The organism is uncultured Oceanicoccus sp., assembly GCF_963968385.1.
GTDB lineage: Bacteria > Pseudomonadota > Gammaproteobacteria > Pseudomonadales > Dasaniaceae > Oceanicoccus.
The window spans coordinates 16,787-35,780 of the sequence record NZ_CAXAHB010000008.1; the positions used below are offsets into that span (position 1 = coordinate 16,787).

The 18,994-nt window shown below is 40.9% G+C and carries 14 protein-coding genes; all 14 read right to left on the minus strand.

Annotation, left to right across the window (positions count from 1 at the left end; all coding sequences use genetic code 11):
• Positions 1-15: 15 nt before the first annotated feature.
• Positions 16-1,650, minus strand: a complete 1,635-nt coding sequence (gene xrtD / locus AACP44_RS01850; RefSeq protein WP_339338439.1) for a VPLPA-CTERM-specific exosortase XrtD — start codon at positions 1,648-1,650, stop codon at positions 16-18.
• A 281-nt stretch (positions 1,651-1,931) separates the two neighbouring features.
• Positions 1,932-3,134, minus strand: coding sequence for a glycosyltransferase family 4 protein (locus AACP44_RS01855; RefSeq protein WP_339338441.1), 1,203 nt, complete (start codon positions 3,132-3,134; stop codon positions 1,932-1,934).
• Positions 3,115-4,428, minus strand: a complete 1,314-nt coding sequence (locus tag AACP44_RS01860; protein ID WP_339338443.1) for a UDP-glucose/GDP-mannose dehydrogenase family protein — start codon at positions 4,426-4,428, stop codon at positions 3,115-3,117. Before AACP44_RS01860 ends, AACP44_RS01855 begins: the two co-directional genes overlap by 20 nt.
• Before the next feature lie 61 nt (positions 4,429-4,489).
• Complete coding sequence (locus tag AACP44_RS01865; RefSeq protein ID WP_339338445.1) at positions 4,490-5,566, minus strand: acyltransferase; 1,077 nt, start codon at positions 5,564-5,566, stop codon at positions 4,490-4,492.
• A gap of 24 nt (positions 5,567-5,590) precedes the next feature.
• The gene (locus AACP44_RS01870; RefSeq protein ID WP_339338447.1) at positions 5,591-7,546 is read right to left on the minus strand and encodes an alginate lyase family protein; all 1,956 of its coding nucleotides are present in this window, start codon (positions 7,544-7,546) and stop codon (positions 5,591-5,593) included.
• A gap of 57 nt (positions 7,547-7,603) precedes the next feature.
• A complete protein-coding gene (locus tag AACP44_RS01875; protein ID WP_339338449.1) occupies positions 7,604-8,665 on the minus strand; it encodes a glycosyltransferase family 4 protein in 1,062 nt (353 codons plus the stop codon).
• Between the two features lie 9 nt (positions 8,666-8,674).
• Complete coding sequence (locus AACP44_RS01880) at positions 8,675-10,150, minus strand: hypothetical protein (protein ID WP_339338451.1); 1,476 nt, start codon at positions 10,148-10,150, stop codon at positions 8,675-8,677.
• Complete coding sequence (locus tag AACP44_RS01885) at positions 10,117-12,321, minus strand: hypothetical protein (RefSeq protein ID WP_339338453.1); 2,205 nt, start codon at positions 12,319-12,321, stop codon at positions 10,117-10,119. The genes AACP44_RS01880 and AACP44_RS01885 overlap by 34 nt, the downstream gene beginning before the upstream one ends.
• Complete coding sequence (locus AACP44_RS01890) at positions 12,318-13,472, minus strand: glycosyltransferase family 4 protein (RefSeq protein ID WP_339338454.1); 1,155 nt, start codon at positions 13,470-13,472, stop codon at positions 12,318-12,320. Before AACP44_RS01890 ends, AACP44_RS01885 begins: the two co-directional genes overlap by 4 nt.
• Positions 13,473-13,475: 3 nt before the next feature.
• Complete coding sequence (locus AACP44_RS01895; protein ID WP_339338456.1) at positions 13,476-14,579, minus strand: glycosyltransferase family 4 protein; 1,104 nt, start codon at positions 14,577-14,579, stop codon at positions 13,476-13,478.
• A gap of 54 nt (positions 14,580-14,633) precedes the next feature.
• A complete protein-coding gene (locus AACP44_RS01900; protein WP_339338458.1) occupies positions 14,634-15,632 on the minus strand; it encodes a hypothetical protein in 999 nt (332 codons plus the stop codon).
• Between the two features lies 1 nt (position 15,633).
• A complete protein-coding gene (locus AACP44_RS01905) occupies positions 15,634-16,998 on the minus strand; it encodes an O-antigen ligase family protein (RefSeq protein WP_339338460.1) in 1,365 nt (454 codons plus the stop codon).
• Positions 16,999-17,044: 46 nt separating this feature from the next.
• The gene (locus tag AACP44_RS01910) at positions 17,045-17,779 is read right to left on the minus strand and encodes a sulfotransferase (protein ID WP_339338462.1); all 735 of its coding nucleotides are present in this window, start codon (positions 17,777-17,779) and stop codon (positions 17,045-17,047) included.
• Positions 17,776-18,994 (minus strand): lipopolysaccharide biosynthesis protein (locus AACP44_RS01915; RefSeq protein WP_339338464.1); only part of this gene is annotated, 1,219 nt, incomplete at its 5' end. The genes AACP44_RS01910 and AACP44_RS01915, both read right to left, overlap by 4 nt.

An 18,994-nucleotide genomic window follows, 5' to 3' on the forward strand; every position in this document is an offset into this window, starting at 1 on the left:
CTACTGTCATTATTTTTAAAGCTTCTTGCCTGGAATATAATCTGCTATTAGCGGGTAAAAATCCTGAATAAATTTGATGCCATGCTGCTCTGACTCTTCAAGATTATCGATATTAAGCACAGGTATCGTTACCCTCACCAAGGCGCCATCCGTTCTATTGTCCATCATTGCATCATAAAAGACGTACCACTTTGCCTCATACTCATCGGTAATGTTGCGGCCGCGCTGCTCAAACCAGTAATAGACAATCTGGGCAGACTTATCTTTACGAATGATTACCCGATTTACCTCAAGCGGCCCTCCTGACATATGTTCAACGTCAGGAATAATAACTTGATCTAGGCCGTTAAACTCCCAGCCACCGCCCGGGATGCATGTACGTGGCGAGTGGATGCCTGCGCCTTGACGCTGAGACTGATAGTAGGCGACATAAAAATTAACCGGTATAGGACTGGATTTAATTCTATAGTCTGCCATTAAGTAGTCGGTCAGCTTCAAAACATCGAGGACGTTGTCTTCGATAGACCCCTCACGGCCTATCCATTTCTGATGATAGAGAGGGAACTGTGTTAACTCTTTGCGCGCCAGCTCTGTTTCTTCCCTAGATTCTAAAAACTGCTGACCTACCAAGGCAGAAACAACTAACAATAGGCTAAAAATAAATGGCCGTTGTGCCCGCCAATTAATATTAAACTGACTTAAGCCAATTATCTCTTCCGGCATATCTAGGTCAACCCTTTCGATCAGCGGCAGTGTTGATCTTGATAATTTATGAAATAGCATCATTTCAACAACCAAAACGCCAAGGCAACCCATAAATACAACCCAGCCTTCAAAATCATGCAGAAAGCCTTCTGCCATTTCTATGCCCCAGTATTCTACGGTTACGCCGATAACCCCAATGCGAAAACTATTCATTAAAACGGTAATAGGTATGGTGGATAAAAACAGCAGTGCTTTTTGCCAAAAAGGCGCTTTAAATAAGTAGGCAATTAAAAAACCAAAACTCATCAAAGGAAATAAATAACGCAATCCACTACAAGCTTCTACGACTTGTAGCTGGTATACCCCAAGATCGATAACATTACCTTCCAGAAAAACACTGATATCAAACAGGCGGATTACAAAGACGCCAATCTGCGATGAAATCAACTGCAATTCCGATGACAATGCCTTGTAGACAAAAATCGGCAATGGCACCATAAAAACAAGGTAGGCAAACGCAACCCATACTAACAACATGGGGCGCCAGCCAAAAAATGATAAAAACAGGCTAAACAAGCAAAGTAGGAAACCGTATTGAACGATCTCATAAACCGTAGCCATTTCCCCCATGAAATACGCTGCTAAGCCTAAGGCGGTACCTAAAACGCCTAGCCAAGCTCCGTTATGCACCAGAGAGGGAATTTGTTCTTGCTTTTGCCACAGGATGTAGGCCGCAACCAGTGGTATCATATAACCGTGGCTATATTCCTCCGAATCCCAGTCTTTAACCATTTCAGCAAGACCTGATTGAAATACCAATAAAGTCAAACCTAGAGAGGCGATAAACAATAGCCATAGGGTCCAATTGACTGGGTTTTGTACAGCCGCTCCATTATCGGCATCGGCAGAGCCATTTTTCGGAACAACAGGATCGACACTACTCATGAAAAAACCTTTATTTATTAATCGCTGGTTGACATAGGGCCTTTAGGATAAGCACTGACGACCGAAAATTGGGCGCTGGCAAGCTTTAACGACGAACTTATCAACCGGCTATTATTTATATTATAGCGATTAAATATGGCATGGAGGTACAGAATGATCAAGCAAGATGTGGTCTTAATGATGGTATTTATACCAAGTGATTTTACCTAGCTTAAAACCTGACTTTAAAATTTAGCTACAAACCAAAAATCTCATCAATATTAATAGTTTTGATGACGCTTTTAGCCAAAAAGCTGGCCATAGGCAGCTAGAAGCTTCGGCGCTTCATAGCTCCACTCTAACTCATTAACAACGCGCTCTCGACCAAAATCTCCCATTTGTTTGCGTCTGACTGGATCTGCAAGTAGCTCTAGTATTTTGTCACCAAGGTCTTTCTCGTCATTTTTATTGGCATAAAGCGATGCCTCCTGAGCAGAGAAGCGACCTTCCGCCAAATCAAACTGAACTATCGGTTTTGCTAGTGCCATATATTCCATAATTTTATTCATGGTAGATTTATCGTTCATTTCATTGGCCACATCCGGATTAACACAGACATCGGCCGTATTAAGCATTTCAATCAAGTCTTTATCTGGAGCTCGCCCTGTAAAAGTCACGTAATTCTCAATGCCCAAGTCTTTTGCATAAGCTTGCATTTCTTCAAGCTCTGTTCCACCACCTACCAACCCAAAATGCACGTCCTCACGCCCTTTATCTTTAACAATATATTTTGCAGCCCTCAACAGATAATCAATCCCCTCCTGCTTGCCCATGACTCCAACATAGCCCACTAAGAAATCTTTTCCTTTTTTTAAGGAAGGCACTGGATCAATAATTTTCAACCGGTCTAGCTTGGGTCCGCTACGGACCACATGAACCCTTTCAGGATCCATGCCACCACGCTGAATGGCAATTTTTTTATAGGATTCATTGGTGGCAATAGAAACATCAGCTGTTTTAAATGTAAGCCGCTCACACCAGACCATTAGCTTATAGAAAAAATCCCTACGCCCAAACTTGGCTTCATATAACTCGGGATTAATATCATGATGATCAAAAAGAAATTTCTTGCCAAAGAAGAACTTGAAAAAACCACCCACAATAAAAATCAGATCAGGCGGGTTACAAGCATGTATAGCATCAAAGCCTCTAGTAAATAGTACTTTGAAAGCCAGATAAAACTCCCAAAACAAAGCAGCACCATACTCAAGGGCATAGCCTAGAGCACCATCTGCCTCAAGCGGGAGAGAATGACGATAGATATGGATATTATCTATTACCTCATACTTTTTTTCGTAGCCTTTTCCAGTAGGGCAAATAATTGAAACTTCATAGCCATTTTGGACAAGAGTCGTTGCTTCTTGCCAAACACGGCGGTCAAATGGGCTGGGAAGATTTTCTACGATAAATAATATTTTTTTTGCATTACCAGCAGATGCCATCATAGCGCCCTTCAATACTTTGTTTATCTGAAATCCGGACTAGATCAACAATGACTTGCTGATCTGAAGCTAAAGATAAAATCTCTTTAAATTCACTGGAACCATTGCCAATCACTATCGTTTCTCCATGAGCCAAAGCGTCATCCATAGTATTGACCATTAACTTAGAGATATGGGGAATGGCATTTAGAATATAATCCTTATTAGCCCCCGTTAAAGCCGCCAAACTTACATTTTTGTCATACAGCTTTAAGTCATAGCCCTTACCTATCAAACGCTCGATCACTTCAACTATCGGGCTTTCACGAAGATCATCAGTGCCGGCTTTAAAACTAAAGCCTAAAATAGCAATTTTCCGATTACCTTTTGAGGTAATCATGTCAAAACCTTTATCTATTTGTAGCTGGTTATTATCCATAATGGAGTTAATAATAGGGAGCTCCAAGTCAAGCGATCGCGCCTTATAACGTAGTGCCCTCACATCTTTAGGCAGGCAGGACCCACCAAAAGCAAAACCTGGCTTCATATAATAGGGAGAAAGATTTAGCTTGGTATCTTTACAGAAGATATCCATTACCTCATGACCATCAATACCTACTGATTTACAGATATTGCCAATCTCGTTAGCAAAAGACACTTTTAAAGCATGCCATACATTATCAGTATATTTGACCATTTCGGCAGTTGAGATATCAGTACGAATCAGTGGTGCGGAGAGGCCTTTGTATAACTCAACCAAGATATCACCGCTACGCTGATCAGTTTCACCAATTACCGTTTTTGGTGGATTATTGTAATCGTATACCGCTGTACTTTCACGCAAAAACTCAGGATTATTGCAGACTCCAAAATCAATTCCCGCCTTTTTACCAGATGATTCTTCAAGTGTAGGAATAACTACATCCGCCATACTTCCAGGCAGCATTGTACTTCTGGCTACAACAACGTGAAAATCTGCTTTATCCTTTATGGCCCGCCCAATATCCTCGCATACATATCGAACATATCTCAAATCCAAGCTACCATTTAACTGGCTAGGAGTTCCGACACAAATAAAGGAAATGTCGGTATTTTTGATTGCTTCAAGCGCATCAACCGTGGCTGAAATAGTCCCGTTTTTAACCCCAGCTTTTAGGAGCGCATCTAAATCTTTTTCTATAATTGGCGATGCGCCACTGTTAATCAATTCAACTTTTGTTGTGTTTGGATCAACACCAACAACCGTATGACCATCATTACTAAGGCAAGCCGCCGACACAGCCCCTACGTAACCCATGCCAAAAATACTAATTCTCATTTTTTATTTTTACCTATCTTTATCTATTTTAATTAGTTGTAGCCAAAGAAAATTTGATTTTCTAAACGCTGGGTGTGTAGATATCCTTTCCCGTACCCTTTTTATAACAAGCTTTTTCAACACAGTTATGCACAGCGGCAACCAAGGTCACGGTTAGTAATATATTAGTTACGATATAAATCACTGTGACTAATGAAAAATCCATACCAGCTTCAACCAACTTTTGTGAAAGCATCCTTGCTACTAAGTAGCTATAAGGGTGCGCCAGATATAAAGTATAACTTACCGTGCCTAACGACATGAGTGGCGCCGCACAAAGCCATCGGGCGATGATGCTCGCCGGATGGAAAAGAAAGGCCATAAAGGTTGTTAACGCTAGCATCAATAGCCATATTTCTGGACTTTCAACTAGCACATGCCACTTATAGGTGTAATCATCTACGAAGGCAAGCCATATCACAAGCCCTAGCGCTAACCACTGAATAATATTAGCAGCAAAATCAGGCATATATGACAGGCGGCTCTGATACTTTCTTAAGCCTATATTAATCAGCACTCCCAAAATGTAGTAAAGCGTAATTGGGAACTTCACAATAAAATAACACCATAACCCCAATGCTAAGAAGCTTAAGATATAGTGCTTGCGAACAATAAGAGGACGCAAGAGTGTGAAGGTCATTATGTAATACCAGACCTCAAAAGTAATGCTCCAAGCATTGGGCGAAAGGGGTTTGGTATCTACGAAACGGTCAATAAAGGTGATATTGGCAAGCAAAGCCATGAGGCTGTCTTTTTCAGGCCACTTTTGCAAAAAGTGATTAAGCACAAAAAACAAGATAGTGAACAGTAAAAAGACTGGGTAAATACGCCAAAAACGATGAGTTATAAAGTTTTTACTATCTACCTTCAGTGAGGCTGAGAAAATAACATAGCCGCTGAGGAAAAAGAAAACCTCAACGCCGTAGGCACCAAGAAAGTAGAATTGCTCCATGACAGGTGCAGCAGAACATCCTGAGCATAGATGTTCACGGTAACCATTTACAGAATGGCCCAAATACACCATGAGTGCCGCAATACCACGAAAGCCATGCAGGGAATTATTAAATCCGGATTTGCTGTTTAGAATTGACTGTAACATCTTGGGCCTTGTTATTATTTACTGTTACGACCTGCCAGACTGATCATTGCCTTTTTTTAACTTTATGCATGATAATAGTTTTGTAGTGCCAGACAATTTATATCTGGCAACAACTGTTGGAGACGCTTGTTTGTTATCAAAACTGCGGGATATCCAACCTAACGGCAAATCATCGGAGCCATTCACCACATCAATTGACTCCGCTGCAGCCAGGTATATCTTCAGTTCAACGCCTTGCCGCTTGACATATATACAATTAACATCAACTAATTCTACCCTAGTATCCTCAGCAAAATGCCAGAATTGTTCGGCAATATGACTGCTATTGCATGTAATAATATCGCTTATCTCAAACGAGCTCTCAGCCTTGGCATAGCTTATTTCACGTTGATGCAGCACTGGGTCCACCAACCGCATATAGCCATTGTGTCGAGCCCGCAGGACATCATAACTGCCGCTGCTGAGAAATGACTCTACTTCGGTATCAGCCTTATCTAGCCACATAAAATTACCGCCGATTTGCGACTGGTCAAGCCCGTCAATTCTAATAGTGTTGTGGGCTGAGGTACCCCGAAAATAGTTGCGCCACTTCTTCTCGGTATGGTAGGCATAGGTTCCTGGGTCGACTAATATCTCTACGCCAGCAACGGATAGATACAGATGCAAGGCATCGGCATGACCATGAGCCGCGATTCCGCTATAGCCCAAGGGTCCGGCATCGACTACCATTTTGACTTCTTCTTCAGTATTGAATCTATCACCTAATATATAATAACCGCCCTCCCTAAAGACCTGCTTCTGCTCATAGGGCTCCATGGCTAATTGCTTATAATGACGCGCTAGGTCAGCCCCCAATAGAACCTGTGACTTGCCATCAAAACTGCCGCCCTTGTGTTTAAAATCAGGACGCTCAAACAACACTGCACCAGTGGCCAGTAGTGAACGATAAGGACAGAAATCTTGACTATAATCAAGTTTTACCGCGTAGCCATCGTCCGCATCGCCAATCATTGGCACGTTGCCGGACACATCAATCATGGCGGTCAGATACTCCATCATCGATTCAATCGTGCCAAGGTATCGACTGGAAAAAGGGCCAGTATTAATCGAAGCCAAATACGGTATCAACAGAAAATCCAGCACAAATTGCTGATAGGAAATCGCCTGTTCTTTATTTACACCATCAGCAAAGTTTTGCACTTGGCTTTCTGTCTCAAGAACGTTTTTTGCGCTGCTTTGCCAACTTGCCATTTGTTGCCAGAAAGGCCAAGTTTGTGCTGCCACATAAACCCCACTGGCCTCACCAATCAAATGGTTATTAGCTGATGAAAAACGTGAATAATGTCCATTGATAAAATGGCAGTGTTGGTAAATAGAGTCCAGCCACTGCTTCAAAAAAACCTGACCCCGTTCGCCGGAAAAAAGTTCGCTACTTCTGCCACCAATCAATTGCCAACAGATAGACCAATTAATCAGTCGAATCCCCATTTCTAGGGAGCTCACCCATTGAGGACCCTGCATATAAGGACACTGCTCAAACCAAGACTGCAGCTGTGTACGAAACGACTGCAGGTAACGCTGCTCACCAGTCAGACGGAACGCCATACATAGCGGCACCAACTGTATATGGCGACTTGGTTCCCAAAGATATTTTATATCTCCAACAACAGCCTCATCGCGATAATTCATCGTTTTGCCAAAATAGAGCGGCGCAACCGTTGCAGTTTTTGGGTCTATATTCCACTGCGGAGGATTACCAAGAACATAGCCAGATAAATTAAACACCTTCATGGTGCCTGCCATTATTTTATCGGCTTCAGCAATCCATGAAGGAGCCTGTTCTGCGCTGGCAACACTAATCCATGACGGCACATCAACTACGACGGCTTCCGGGACCTGTTCTGCTCCTGTACCTATAAACCTTTCTTTTTCTGCTTGTAGTTTATTTTTTATGCGATGAACCACTTCCATTGGCTGCATGCAGCGCAATCTATTCACATACCATAAAACCTTTTCTCTAACTTTCACAAGGCAGCCTTAAACTTCTTTATCAAGCACAAATTTATAAATCTCCAATAGGGCTTTCTTAGTATGAGCCATACTAAACTTAGCCCGCATGCTTTCTAGTGCATATTCGCTCATGGCTCTATAAGTATCGGAATTTGACAATAGTTTATCAAAACTATTTGCCAAAGCCTCCGCATCACCCGGATCTACAATAAATCCATTTTCTGCATCCTCAAGCACATCGGGAATACCACCAACTGGGGTCGCCACAACAGGAATGCCGTTGGTTAATGCCTCCAGCACGCTCATAGGCAGCCCCTCGTTATAAGAAGGCAAAGTTAAAATATCAGCTTCATCAAGTAACCGCTGTTTAGTCTTGAGATCAACCCATCCCAAAAACCGAATATGTGCTGAGAGCCCCTTTTGCTCAACCATTGATTGATACTTTTCTACATCACCATCTCCAGCGATACTTAGAGAGAAATAGTTTTTTTGTAGTAGCAACTCACAAGCATTAATCAGATCACCAACGCCCTTTCGTTCACCTACACGGCCGAGAAATACAATATTATGTTTCTCTGATAACTGTCTTGGCCTTGTCAATTCACCAACAGGAAGTGTGTTATGCACCACATGAACATCCCCGCTACCGAGAGAATTTTCTATCCACTGCTTCCACTGACTGGACAACACGATAATAGCATCACATTTTAAAAGCAGGCTGCGAGCAAACCAGCGACCAAGTGATGACAACTCTCGTTCATAGAACTGTCTGAATTCAGCACCATGCAAATGAAAAACCACAGGCTTATTAAAAAGCTTGGCAGAAATAATAAAAATTGTCTTTCTGTAAAAGCTCGCCCTGGACGCACTATGCACATGAACAATATTATATTTCTTTAATGGTAGCTTGAGCCAGAACCTGAATAACCCAACCAATGCAACAGCTAGTTTTTTTAAACCACTGCCATCTGAATGAGTTGCCAGATACTCAATATCTTGTTCTTTAAAAAAGCCAGCATCTATATAGGACTGTACAACTGTTGCCACACCGCCTCGGGTTGCAAGTGAGGTGCCTATCATTAATATCATGATAATGACCTACTGATAATCTTCAAGATTTAATAGCTGCTCTATAAACTTGGCTTTGCCTCGAGCAGTTCGTGCTATTTCATCTACTAATTTCAATGAAAATGATGTGTTAGAACCCACTTTTTGCTGAATTTCTTCTAAAAAATCATTCAGCTTATTTTTCTCAACACCGTCGTTAGGCACGACTAAAATTTGCACCAAGCCAGGATCTTCCTGTTTTAATTGAAACTCCTTTATTAAAGAATAAGCATCAGAATGAATATTAATTGCAGCCATAGAAAAAACCTCGCCATTTTTTCCCACAATATACTCTTGCGATCTGCGCGGGCGAATATTTTTAACGGTTAGGCGATAATTATTACTCTCTGTTGCTGGCTCAACCAATTCGGCTTCATCTTCTGTGTCATAGCGAATAAATGGCAACCCGGAACACATTAATCCGGTTGATATAATTCTACCTTTTTCTCCCGGCGTGGTGATCAATTCACCGGAAGCTGATACTAATTCGGTTATGCCATAGAGCGGATTAAAAACATACGTCCCGTCGCTATCGTCAACTTCTTTAGCGATAGCAACCTTTTCACTCATGCCATAAAAAGGTAAAAGTTTTGCATGCTTGAAGGATCGGCGTATCTGCTGTTGCTGATGTGGGAAAACTGGCTCGCTGATTAGAAAAACACCTTTGATATTGTCGGCATAGCCCCATCCATTTTGTTCTATATGCTTTGCTAATATCGAAATTGCCGAGGGGTAGCCATGTATATAATTGATTTTTCTTCTCTCAATTTCCTCAAAGAAGATGGCAATATTTTTATGAGTGAGATGAAATGGTGAAAGCTTCAACTCAGATAATGCTGCATCATACTCCCATGGCTTTTGATCGACATTGTTAATAAGCACCCCCCGCAGAACTGCCCTTGTCTCTCCTACTTCATAGCCGCAGGCAGACCATATCTGATGGATAAAAGCCCACTCTCTAACACTACGGTTTTTATCTAAATAGAACTTTAATGGCTGGCCGGAACTGCCTCCTGTTGAAATTTCATCTAAAGCATCAGCTGGGACTGATAACAAAACTTCGAGTCTTTCCTTGATAGACTCTTTGGTTAAGATTGGAAATCGCGCCAGCAGCTGTATCAAGCCTTGATAATCTAGATCTTTAATAATGTCTATGTCTTTAAAATTCTCTTTATAGTATTTTGTTGATGACGCTGCATTGAAAATAACACGAAGTCTATTGGCTCTATAATTAATGACGTTTTCATTATTTTCTTCAGACGCAGCTATGATTTCTCGCATTTCCAAATAGGTTTTTCCATACTTTCTTTTAGCTGGCAATAGAACCAATAATGGGGATAGCATTTTTTTTACTGAAGGAGGCAGGCCAACATACATACCTCGCAATATATCTATTATATTTGTTATCATGTATAAACTTTCTATTCGGCTTTTTAAAAACTGCGAGTTAACTGAACCCAAATCCATGGAGAATCTTCTTTACCTAGGTCAAACTCTAAGACATTTGATCCAGTTTTATCGCTACTTAAAGTATAGGTTAATGGTTTAAGTGTACCATCCAGCATAATAGCATCGATTTTTATATCGTTGCCATTATCCACTTGTAGAGAAACTCGGCCACTCACCCTCTTCAACATAACCGGCGCTTGCCCCACATCAGTAATACGAACAACATCTCTATATGCACCATGCCGACTCAGCAAGTCTCGTTGTTGACTACTATTTTTATATGAGCTAACAGAAGTAATGAAAATGCTTTCTGAATCGGCTATCGGCCTATCATCGAGGGCAATGACGGTTATAGCAGCATGTTCATCGAGTTGAACCTTGATGCCTTCTAAGTCGACTTCTTTGGTTTTTGCCGGACCTATAAGGGCTTTAAATTTTTCGGCCTTTACTTCCAGTCGAGCTTCTTTGGAGGGACTATATTGCCAATCTATCTCTTTTGTATCGCTGAGATAGCGCCCTTTTGCTGTAGTGATAACGCCATTTTTTTGTTTTTCTCCGATAAATCTAATCCTAGCTTTGGCAACAAAATTAGTACCAAAATCCATATCTGGCAGTGTCGCAGGCACCTTAATTTTTTGCTGTAACACTTGCTTCCAAAAATCGTTTTCATCAACAGCCACGGTGCCTATATTGGTTGTTTTGGATTCTGAGATATAACCCAGTCTATAGGCCTGACTAAGCGAGGGAGATAAACTCATAAAAACTGGGTTATTCGATGCCGCCAAGCTACGCTCACCGAACTCCTTTTTAAAATCTTTTCCGTGTGAAGTCAGCGTATGAATAACCATTCCGGGGAATCCTTGCAAGGCAGCATAGGCTGTCAATATTACAGGTCCTTCATAAGTATATTCACTCCACCCCCCATGGTTCCACTCAGAAAGGAAAAGAGGCTTGCCTTCAATTGCACTACCATAAAATTTGTAAAAATTTCTTCCAAATGCACGCCTGCGCTCTATGCTTTTTTTCGCATCAGGTTTTGACAAGTGGCTTTTATTAGTTATTAGCTCTGTGTATTCTCCGCGATAATTAGATCTTATAGGATGTTCAAAATATCCATGCATATCGATAAAGTCACCTTCCTCGGCATTGATCCGCATATTCCCCCAGCCATACCAACCATTAGTCATCGCCAATGGCCCTTTGAACCCTGCTGACCTAATGGCGCTCTTAATTTCCTTTACATAGTTAAGGTCTATCTCGTATAAAAACTGGGCTATATCTTTGGCTTTATTTTTACTGATGCCATCTATCTGATCGGCCAGGCTAAATTCAACCGTGCCAGAACTCAGACTCTCAGACAAAGACAGGCCGCTTGATAATACACCACCCCAACTCGCTTTTAATGCTTCATCAGTCTGGTACTTTTTCAGTAGATAGGCGTTAAACATTTTTTCTAATGTTCGAGTGTTTGCCTTACTTAACTCTTCTGAGTCTTTTTCATAATAGCCCTTAAAAATCGAATCCTCGCCTACAACTGTCATATATATATGATCTGGATCTTCAGCGTAGCTTAGGCCTGTATACTTATTGGTATGGCTTAAAAAGTCTATATGCCAAGCTTTGACTATATCTCTCATGCGAGGATCAAAAAGCTGGACGAATTTATATTTTTTCCACTTGGATTTGTGCAGGTTTTTATTTAATCCTTCTATTAAATTTCCTTTATCACTACTCTCGTTCAGCGTTAAGGAATACGCTATACCTGCCTGTTTTAGCTCAAAGATAAAGTAATCCAAGCCATCCATTAGCTCAGGATTAATAACACCTGTCTTGTGCCAATGCTGATACACGTTAAACTTCTTGATTTCTAAACCGGTAAAACGTACAAAGTTGAAACCATATTTTGACAACTTATTGACTAGAGCTTTTGCATCCTTTTTGTTCTTTGGTGGAAAATAACTGGATGAGCCTATACCTACTCCCCAAAACCTCGCCCTTTGTCCATCTTCGTATACAAACTGCTCGCCATCAACCTGCACTTGACCTCTACTTTGTGCAGGAACACTTAAATCGAAGGGGAATGGATCGACATGATCCCAGGGAATGGTAAACGGGTAAAAATCGTTAGCCAGGGAAATACTACTGAATATAGTTGCAATGAAAGCTATGAGAGCATGCTGTTTACTCATACTCTTTTTAATGCCTCTGCCATGACATGCTCAGTATCAAAAACCATTTTTTCAATGGTAAAGCGCTCAACGACCACTTCCCGAGCAGATATACCGGCCCGCTCTAACCATTGCGTACCTAAAATCATTCGTTTTAATGTCATTGTTAATGCTTCTTGATCAGCTATAGGAACCAGTTCGCCATTTTTACCCGGGGATATCGCTTCTTTTAACCCTCCGATATCGGTAGCCAGCATAGGTACTCTCATCGACATCGACTCAAGCATTGCAATAGAAAATGTTTCTACTGCTGTAGAAGCTAAAATACTCAAATGCGCCAACTCTAATACTGGCCTTATATCTGAGACACTGCCAATAAAGTGCACTTTGTCAGAAATATTAAGCACATTAGCTAAGCTTTCCATTTCTTTTTTATATTCACCATCGCCTGCGAGTATGAGCTGACATTGGCTCGTAAGCTCGGCAAATGCATGTAATAAGTACCTATGCCCTTTTTCCGGCCTAAAACCTGCAACACAGGTCAAGACACAGTCGCTGGGCTCTATCATTAATTTCTGACGCAGATCCTCTGCCTCTTTGGTCATTAAGCCTCGCTTAAAATACTCAACATCTATACCGTTATAGACCACCTCAGCACGATCGGAAATTTCTGGAAACTTTCTGACCCAATAGTCGGCCTGCGCCTGACAAACAAAGATAATTTTACTGCACCTAGCTAGTAGATAACGGTAAAGATAACGGTCAAGAATTTCATCTTTGCGATTTCTTTGTAAGGTTGTATGAATAGCAACAATTAGCTTCGGATTTTTTTTGCTAAAAAAGACCGCAAGCCAAGCAATAAGTAGTGAGAACTGCAGTGTACAATGGATAATGTCGATCTCGCGACTGCTTATAAAGGCAGACAGATTACGGATAATTGATAGGTCAAATTTAAAACGCCGAGCGAACTTAATCACTTCTGCCATGGACTGATCAATGCTATCTATTTGATCAATATTACTACTTAGTACAGCGACTGTCTTATTATATTTCTCTGTATCAACGGTATTGATTAAATCTATGGCCTGAGTTTCAGCGCCGGCACGACGAAGACTCGGGATCACAAAAAGCAGATTTTTTTTCTTTTTATCGGCTGCGTATTTACTGTTCATGTATTACGCCAACAGCTTTTCATAACGCCGGGCTATCACTTTTGGCGCGTAATTATTTAATACAAATTCTTGACCTCTTTTGCCTATCGTTTCGACTTTATCATCCGAAAGCAGATATTGCCTTACCAGATCTGCCATATGGTCAAGGTTTTCTGGCGATTCCCCGATAGCTTTTGCCTTAATAAGCCCATCAGGGTCAAAAAAAGAGAACACCGGAACCTGTCGAATCCATGCCTGCAAAAAAGAGTTTGGAAAGCCCTCCCAATCTGAAGTATTAACAAATACTTTCGCACGCAGAAAGTAGTTATTCACTTCATGATAAGATACTGCCCCAAGGAAACTCAGATTATCGAGCTTATTAGCTTCAGCTTTGACCTTATCATAGAGCTCATCATTACCAGGGACTGCGCCACCAATCATAGCAATATTAAATTCAGGTAGCAGTTTTGCGAGATCTACCACCAGCTCGGGCCTCTTAAAATCTCTCAAATTATTTACCCAAAGAATATCAATATCCCGCCGCCTTGATTGAGCAAGCTTAGGAATTTCTACCGCCATATTGATAGGTATACTCTCAAGTTGATAGTTTTTTTGTAAAAGCTCAACTTGATTAACACCTTGCGCAGCAATCATATCGGTGCGTTTTAATCCATATTCATAAAGCTTTCTATCACGCCAATACTTAATAATCTGTTGCCCAGGAATACAATCACTATCATGAGCCAACCTGAAAACGAACTTTCTATTATTGCTTCGGCAATACCATGCAACCATACCTGTCATCATGCCCGCGCACGACTGATAATAAATATCGGCATCAGCACGCTTTAACGCTGCAAAAATTGATGTCATTCGAGGATATATAAAACGAACTATGGGCAAACCCTCAGACGAACCATAAGTTTTGTATATGGTGATGCCATCAATCACTTCACCATCAGACTGGCCATAGTCACCACAAATCATACTAACCTCATAGCCAAGGTCATGGAACGCCTTGGCTAACAAGGTTTGCTGGACTGACTCACCGCCAAAATATTCTGTACCTGCATCAGGATTTAGCACAGGGTAATTATCATACCCGACAAAACATATTTTCTTTTTCATTGTTATTACTCAAATTTTCTATATATCGTACGCACTGTGAAACCCTAGCAACATTTACATAGATAAAATATTCGATGTGCGATAACAGCTTATATCAAAATTATCTAGCATTTTATCCATTTGTCTTTTTTCTTCATCGGTAAATCGCTTCATCCATCGGCCAAGCTTTTCATCAATCGAGCCTGCATTTTTAAAATCTGCCGAAGCCTGTTGCGACGGGGAAAATACTGCCTGATCGTTTGTGGGAGCAGGACGCTCACAAGCGCCCCATATCTTATCCCATTCGTCTTTGCTATTTGCAATCATGCTTTCATAAAAGACCAGATGTGATTTTTTATTACGACTACCATTCAGTACTAATGCATTTTCTATACACCATACTGCAGTATGCATTTCAATCTCAGTGAGCCTAGCTATATCAAGCTTGGTCAAATAAGGCTGTAATGCTTCACATAGTTTCTCATCAGATAAATAACGATCAATTGCGACTTTTGGATTCCAATCATCAGCACCAAACACCAAGCCATGTTTTTTTGCATTTTTATCGAGTCGTATTTTTGACTCAACTATCGCTCCAGGATGTCTGACGACATAGAGTAAGCTAAGATCAAAATTGTGTGCCAGCCAAGGCTCCATTAAATTACCTCGGATCAATTTAATCACAAGGCCGTTTTTAGCATTATTGAGCAAAGGCTTATATATTTTGTAATTATTCCATAGCTCAAGGTATCGACGCCTTAACTCATTGGCCGCTTTAAATGTGCTCAGGGTTAGACGGTTGGGCAGGATGCGATCAGGCAATATCCTATAATTTGTCCAAATATTACTAATATCTCCCGCCAATAGGGAGGTAAAAAATCCCTCCATTTCGACGCAGTGCATTGTTTCATCTAGGTATTTACTATGGTATTTCTGGGCCCTTGAATCAACATTGGGATGCAGAGGCTCAAAGACCGGACGAAATCCTTGTCTAGCAATGACGTCTTGTACCCAAGTCGTGCCGCTACGCCCAGAGCCCAATATCACGATAGGCTTTCTTTTTAGCTCATCCATATCAGCTATCTACCCTAGAGACTTTCAACGCATTTAATTTTTGTCGCTTATTATCTGCAAATGCTATCAATGCGCCCCATAAGAAAAAATAGTAATGTTGTATATCGCCCAAATTTGCTCGCAAGAATTCAATTTTTATTTGGTCAACCAAAAAGACGACGACAATCAATACGCCCATGGTAGGCAAATTATCCAGATACCAATCGCCGGTTCGATGCCTTCGGGATTGATATAAACGCTTGCTCAGTACAAAAAACCAAACCGACCAAGCAAAAAGCCCCATAAAACCAACCGTATATAATAGATATAAAACTAAATTATGCGGATACCCCCCCAACGGCTTATAGCCCGGCACATGGCGGGTTTCATCCATCAGCTTAAGGCGCGGACCATGGCCCAAAACCATCGCTTCAGGAATTCTCTCCAGTGTTAACGCTACTACTAAACTTCGTGTTTCAGGTATACCAGAATCATCAATTTCTGTGTCGGCCAAACGAGTAAATAAAGAACCATAGGAGGTGTAATTTATCATTACGAAGGACATAGCAACAAATAGTGGCACAATTATAGCCACCGATTTTATTATTCGGGTCACACCAATTTGGCGCCTAAATAGCCAGGCAAATAGTATTGATCCTCCGACTAGACTTAGAAAGCTCCCCCTACTGCCTGTACCTACCATAAGCCCAAAGTTGATGCCTATCATAGCCACTATCAAAAACTTGTTGAATTTTCTTTGTTCGTTTAGCAATACATAGGCCATTATAAGAATCTGTAGGGCGAAGAATGAAGCATTAACACCAGCTGAACCAAAGGTTCCTTGCAAACGCTGATGGGAATTGGCTTTTGCACGATTAGTGGCGAGCGACAATTCATCAATGCCAAAAAAAACCACTCTTTCTGTACCAACAAATATGAGTAAAACACTGTAGCCTGCCACCAAAAAATTCATTATCAAAAGCAATTTGATAAAATATTGTAGGTCATTGCTCTGCCTAAAATAGTTATAGACCAGGTAAAACAAAGCAAAACCACTAAACACAGTGATTAAATAGAAGCCATGATCTCGATATGTTCCTCTGGGGGCTTGGGATAAAGACAACAAATAAGCAAATGCAATCAGTATAACTACACCCAATAGGGGCGTCATACGGACTTTCCCTCTAAGCAACATACCAAAGGCTGCCATGTAGGTTAACGCCATATTTAAACTGCCATAACCCGAATCTACAAACTGAAAAGGCAATAGAATAACTAGAATGCCGACAATATGTTTTTCTGACAGCACAAAGACCATCATAAACAAAGCAAGCCCAAAAATAATAGCGATACCTATCTGTATCGCGAAACTAGTTGGTATGTCCATCTATACCCGACCAGGGATAATCATCATATATTTTATCATTGCTCTACTATATCAACGCTTCATACTGCGTTCCTAAAAGCTTGCTTTTTACATCTTCATAGTTTTCTAATACTTCGGATAAATCATCCGAAGTCAGCTTAACTAGGTCTGAGGAGATTTCCTCTTTTTCTATGCCGAGAAAATCGACAATTTTGCTTATTTGCTCATCGCGGCTTTTCATAAAGTCCTCATAGGTGACGCGCAAATAATTGTCACTCTCACTAAATATATTAGCCCACTGATCACTTTCATTTTTTATGCAATCTAGCCGATATACTAAATCTCGGACTGGCATTATCAGCTTTATTTGTTTAACCGCTTTAGTGCTGTGAAACCCCCTTTTATTTGCCATTAACGCTGATATATGTGTCTTAAGATAATTCTCTCTAACTAAATGGATAAGCTTAATTTTATTGCTCTTGAGGTATGGAATTATCGCAGGGAATCTGCCTGTTTGATTAAACATTAACTTGAAACCGATTGCTTCATAGCCATTTTGCATATAGAGCTTGTCTAAGTACTGTGTAGTATTACTCCCTCGAGCAATATAGTGTCGAATTCGGCCTGCTACGCTATTACGCATTAATGCCTCATAACCCAAATCACCTTCATAAGCGGAAGTATTCCATGTTCCGATCTTAAAGACCTCACCTGTACAGCGAATCTTTGAATGATTATTCAAGGTTGTTCGTAGAACTGTTGTCCCAGTACGCTGTACGCCTAAGAGTACAAATTTAATCATTTACTCACCATATGCCTATCATTGTTAAACACGACGATACCAATGATCATAATAGAAATTATATTCGCCACAACATAGCTCGATACAAAATTTTGTACCGTCTCTATAGGCGACAAACCAGAATTAGCAGAGTATAAAAACGTCACAAGAACAGCTAATGTGATATACAACTGAATCCAAAACCATAGTTTCTGCTTACGCAATACAACAACCAATGCTGTCGTTGGGGTGGCCACCCATACTGTAAATAGATAGGGAGTTAAGGCCTCTACATACTGCCCGGCATCAGCCCAGCTGCCGCCTAAATAATACCCAATTAATAATCCGCCTTTTAGCCATAGCAAGCCAAACGGAACTAGGCCAACGACAAACATAATCAAGCTATACTTAAGCATATTTCCAAACAGTGCTTGGCCATGGTTCAAGCACTCTGCTGACTTTTGTAAATACGCTCTTCTGAACGCCGTGACGGCTATATCTACTGGCATATTCACAACTCGATTAGCCATTGCATAGAGGCCAACAGTAGCAGGGGAGAAGAACGCACCCAATAATATTATCGGCATATTTTTAGAAAATGCCCTAACAAACCTTGTGGGCGCACTAAATTTTGGAAAGTCTTCATATTCCTTGGCAGCCTTTATCAGTCCATGCTTTTGTAATTTGAGCATGTTGATTTTTGGCGATAAAACAGACGTTAGCAACATATATACTTTTAGACTTAAACCAACAAAATAACCTACAATCAAAGCCCAAACCGACGAACTAAAGAAAAAACCAAGCAACAACCTCGATAAAGTTAATCCAAGAGAATTCGTTACGTCAGCCTTAGCAATTATAGAAAAGCCCTTCACTCTGACCAACCAATTTTCCACGATATTGATAATACCAACAGCGAGCAAGCCCGCAGGCAAAAACCAGATCCATATACCCAACTTATCTAGGGCCGCAATTTCAATCTGAAAAACCGATAAAGTAGCTATGAATACAAACGCTGCCAATGAAGCTATCACTAATATCAGCAACGATAGCTGGAATAATTGCTCTGCACCCTGCGTTTCCTTGGGCAAAATAATTGCCCTCTCATAGCATAATGTAGCCACTGGAACCGATATTGCGATAGACGATATAAAATAAGCCGCTACACCAAAGTCCTCGGCAGTAAAGAATCTGGCAATAAAAGGGATCAGTATAAAACTGATCACCGAGGCAGTA